The following is a 3761-nucleotide window of genomic DNA, read 5'->3' as shown; positions in this document are numbered from 1 at the left end:
GTTTTTTTCGACGCTATCCCTCACTCCCCTGATCTACAAAATCGGTTTTGGATTTGACGGCTTTTTGCATGTCGCGGCGGAAAAAATCTTGCTCACCACCGGCTTCCTCTCGCCTAAGCCGCTATATTACATGGGCCAATACGTGTTCACGAATTGGCTGGCGCGCGTTTTGGATCTGCCCATCGAAAACATCGATCGCTGGCTCGTGCCCTGCGCCGCCGCCTGTCTCATCCCGCTCGCGCTGTATGCCGTGCGCCGCGCTTTCGGCGGACGTTATGCCGCGGCGTTGCTCTTACTGCTTCCCCTGTCGGCTTTGGTCGCGACGACTCCCCAATCCTTCGCCTACGTCCTCGGTCTCACGGCGCTGATTTTATGTTTGGGCGTAGATGGAAAAAATATCCATCCCGCCGCGCCGCTTGCTTTGGCGCTGTGGAGCGCGGCCGTGCATCCGCTGGCCGGCATCCCGCTGTTTTTCGTCTGCGCAGCCGTGCTGTTGACACGCTTAAAATCCAAGCCGGCGTTGGTGCTGGGTTATTTTTCCGCGTTGCTCTCCGCGCTCGCCGTGCCGCTCATGTTTTACGTGCTGGGTCTGCGCGGCGGCACGCCGATCCATTGGAATTTTTCAAGACTCTTCGCCGCGCAACCCTGGCTGGATTTTTTCGGCGCTTTCAATCCCTACTTGTCCAACCATTTTGCATTATGGGCGGGCTGGGCCAATGCCGTGGCGCTAGCCTTGCCCGCGCTGCTCCTCTTGGCCGCCGTCATCCAAATCATGCGCAGTAAAGACGCGTCGCGCCATACCGCTCTCGCCCTGGTCTTGGCCGCGGTCGCGCTTTATCTGTCCGCCGCGCTGCTCAAGAACTTGAGCGAGTTCTCCTTTCTCATCGATTATGAGCGCGGCAATTATGCTGATCGGCTGGCTATCCTGGGTTCACTCATCCTGACCCTCGCCGCTTGGCCGTTGATTTCCGATTTGATCGATCGCGCGCTTGAGGCTACTCCCCTGCCCTCGGCCGCTTTCCTCGCCTTATTCCTGTCGGTCGCCGCCGCCGCGAGCTACCTGGCCCTGCCGCGCCACGACGCGCTGACCGTGGGCCGGGGTTGGAGCACTGGTTTGACCGATATCGAAGCCGTGCGCAGCATCGAGCAAGATGCCGAAGGCGCGCCTTACACCGTGCTCGCCGACCAAAGCGTCTCGGCCGCCGCGGTGCGCGAGCTTGGTTTCAAGCGTTACGCCGGAGACGTTTTTTTCTATCCCATCCCGACCGGCGGCGCACTCTACGAGATATTCTTAGGCATGACCTACAACGATCCGTCACGCGACTTGGCCGCCGAAGCCGGCGCGCTGGGAAAATCCAAGATCGTCTACGTGGTGCTGAACGATTATTGGTGGAAAGCCGAAAGCACAGCCGAAGCTTTGTCGGCGCTGGCTGACGACGAATGGAGCCTGGGCGCGACCGACCAGGGGCTGGGACATTCCGCAAAAGTCTACAAATTCGATTTGAGCAAACCTTCCAAACGCGCCACGAACAGCGCGGGATCGTGAAGTTCGAGGATCCGTCGCGCTTCTGCCTCGCGGGGCGCATCATTTTCTGATTCCAAAGCTTGTTCCAGAGCAGCGACTAGAGACTCGACCGAACCAGGTTTGAAGATCCAGCCCGCCGTTCCCAAAGTTTCCTTTACGCCGCCCACATCCGCCGCCAGGACTTTCGCGCCAGCCTGCAAAGCTTCCAAGATGACTGTGGGTTGATTTTCCCACACCCGCGACGGCAAGACGGCGACGGCGCTGGCGGCAAAAATCCGGCGCACTTCGTCGTTGGGCAAACTGCCTTTGAGCGCGATCGTCGGATCGTTGAGGTCTGATCGAAAATAATTGTCATCCTGAGCGAGCTTCGAGCGAGTCGAAGGACCATTATAAGCGTTGGTCTGAACCGGCGGCTGATAAAGGTCCTTCGACTGCGCTGCTGCTCCGCTCAGGATGACAATTGTTTTTTTCTTCCAACTTCCTGCGCCGATGATGACAAGTTTTTTATCCGCCACTCCGATTTTTTTCCACGCCTCAAGCAAAATATCCAGACCCTTATCCCAATCCAAACGCCCGACGTAAACGACTTGATGCGGATTCCGTTCAATCGATGTCCTTTCAGACCAAGCCATCGGATTCGGCACGACCTCTTGCCGCGCAGTCCGAAAGAATCCGCGTTTGACATGCTGCTCCAACAGCCAACGCGTAGGCGAGATGACGCTTTGCGGACTGCCCAGAGCCGACCGACGCAGGCTCGACCAGATCGCGCGCCAAATTTTGCGCAGACCGGGAAAAGCTTCGCCGCTTATGATCTGACCGGACGGTTCGAACAACTGCACGTCATGCAAAACATGCAACCAAAGCAATGGTAGTCCTTCGACAAGCTCAGGAACTATTTCTTCATTCCCAGATTGCCGTCCTGTAGGCGGAATCAAAAAGTCTTGTCGTCCTGAGCCTGTCGAAGGACCTTTATCAGCAGTGGAGTCGAAGTATTTTTTTATCGCTTTCGGCGTCCCGAATCCGCAGCCCGTCAAATTGTGGGTGAGGATGACGTCCGGTTTCCATTCCGAAATGGATTGGACGATTGAATCGTCGGCGCGCAAATCACGCAGGTGAAAAAAGAGACGCGACACGGGATTGCTAGATCCGAGAGTCTTGAATTCTGCGCGCGGTCCCCACAAGCGCACCGCGTGGCCGCGCGATTCCAAAGCTCTGGCGTAAGCGCCCGCGATCTGGCCCGCACCGCCAGGCGCATCAAAAGCCGCGTTGCTGATCACCGCTATGCGCATAAATCGGAATAGATTTTAGTTAAGCCGTCAGCATGACGCGACCATGTGAAGCGCGCCAGCACTCGCTCACGCGCCGCGCGGCCGAATTCCTCGCGCATCCCCGGATTCTCCAACAACAAACGCAAATGAGCGGCTAGTTCGCGCGCATCATCGGGAGGCGTGAGCAGACCCGTGACTTTATCCTCCACGACCGTGCGCACGCCGGGCAAATCCGAGGCCACGACCGGCACGCCGCACGCTTCGGCCTCAAGCGCCACCAAACCGAAAGCTTCGGCTTGGGAAGTCGAAGGAAAAGCAAAAACATCCGCGGCGCGATAGACATCCGGCAAATCATTTTCTGCCACGCGTCCCACGAACTTTGTCCGTGCGGCGATACCCAAAGTCTGCGCCTGTTTTTCATACCCGCGCCGCAACTCCCCTGCGCCGCCTAAAATGAGCCAGGTATCTTGCGGCAGTTCGGCAAAAGCTTTGAGCAAGACGTCCACGCCCTTGAAAGCATGTGGCTTATCCATCCCGCCCACGAAAGCCACGACTTTGGCTGTTTCCGGAATCCCGAATTTATCGGGACGCCGTGCGCCGGGGCTGAAAATATTTTCATCCACGCCAAACGGCAGTTCGTGCATCTTGCTTGAATCGACGAAGCGCGCGAATGACGCGTGCCGCGCATAATCGAGCGAGCTGACCAAGAGCGCATCGGCGGAACCGATTACCCATGGTTGAAAAAAAATCCGGTTGATGCCCAAGATCCAATCGCGCGCCGCCTCGACCTTGGCATCCATGTGCAGCGTCATGACCAGGCGCTTGATGCTCCCCATGATGCGCAAAAGCGCCAAGACCTCCGCCGTGCCGTAAAAAGGAAAATGCACGTGCACGATGTCATACTGGCGCGTGACTTGCCGCAAACGCCACGGATCGGCGATGGCCGTGTTGCCGTAACGCCACAACGC

Annotated in this window: 3 protein-coding genes; 1 reads left to right on the top strand and 2 read right to left on the bottom strand. The window is 57.8% G+C overall.

The window, feature by feature from the left end; genetic code table 11:
* A partial coding sequence (locus WC815_24080) for a hypothetical protein (protein ID MFA5911870.1) occupies positions 1 to 1546 on the top strand: 1546 nt, incomplete at its 5' end.
* On the opposite strand, the gene WC815_24075 is transcribed toward WC815_24080, so the two are convergent.
* Positions 1489 to 2814: a glycosyltransferase gene (locus WC815_24075; GenBank protein MFA5911869.1), complete on the bottom strand. Its 1326-nt coding sequence runs from the start codon at positions 2812 to 2814 to the stop codon at positions 1489 to 1491. The two genes, WC815_24080 and WC815_24075, sit on opposite strands and share 58 nt — an antisense overlap.
* Positions 2805 to 3761: glycosyltransferase family 4 protein (locus WC815_24070; GenBank protein ID MFA5911868.1), on the bottom strand; the 957-nt coding region annotated here is incomplete at its 5' end. The genes WC815_24070 and WC815_24075, both read right to left, overlap by 10 nt.

It is taken from the genome of Vicinamibacterales bacterium, assembly GCA_041659285.1.
Classification (GTDB): domain Bacteria; phylum Acidobacteriota; class Vicinamibacteria; order Vicinamibacterales; family UBA2999; genus 12-FULL-67-14b.
Note: the sequence above shows the minus strand (reverse complement) of the source record. Positions and strands in the feature narration are given on the sequence as shown.

Bases quoted from the DNA above. Each gene is read 5' to 3' on its own strand.
- WC815_24075 (MFA5911869.1), bottom strand. From the start codon at position 2,814: ATGCGCATAGCGGTGATCAGCAACGCGGCTTTTGATGCGCCTGGCGGT.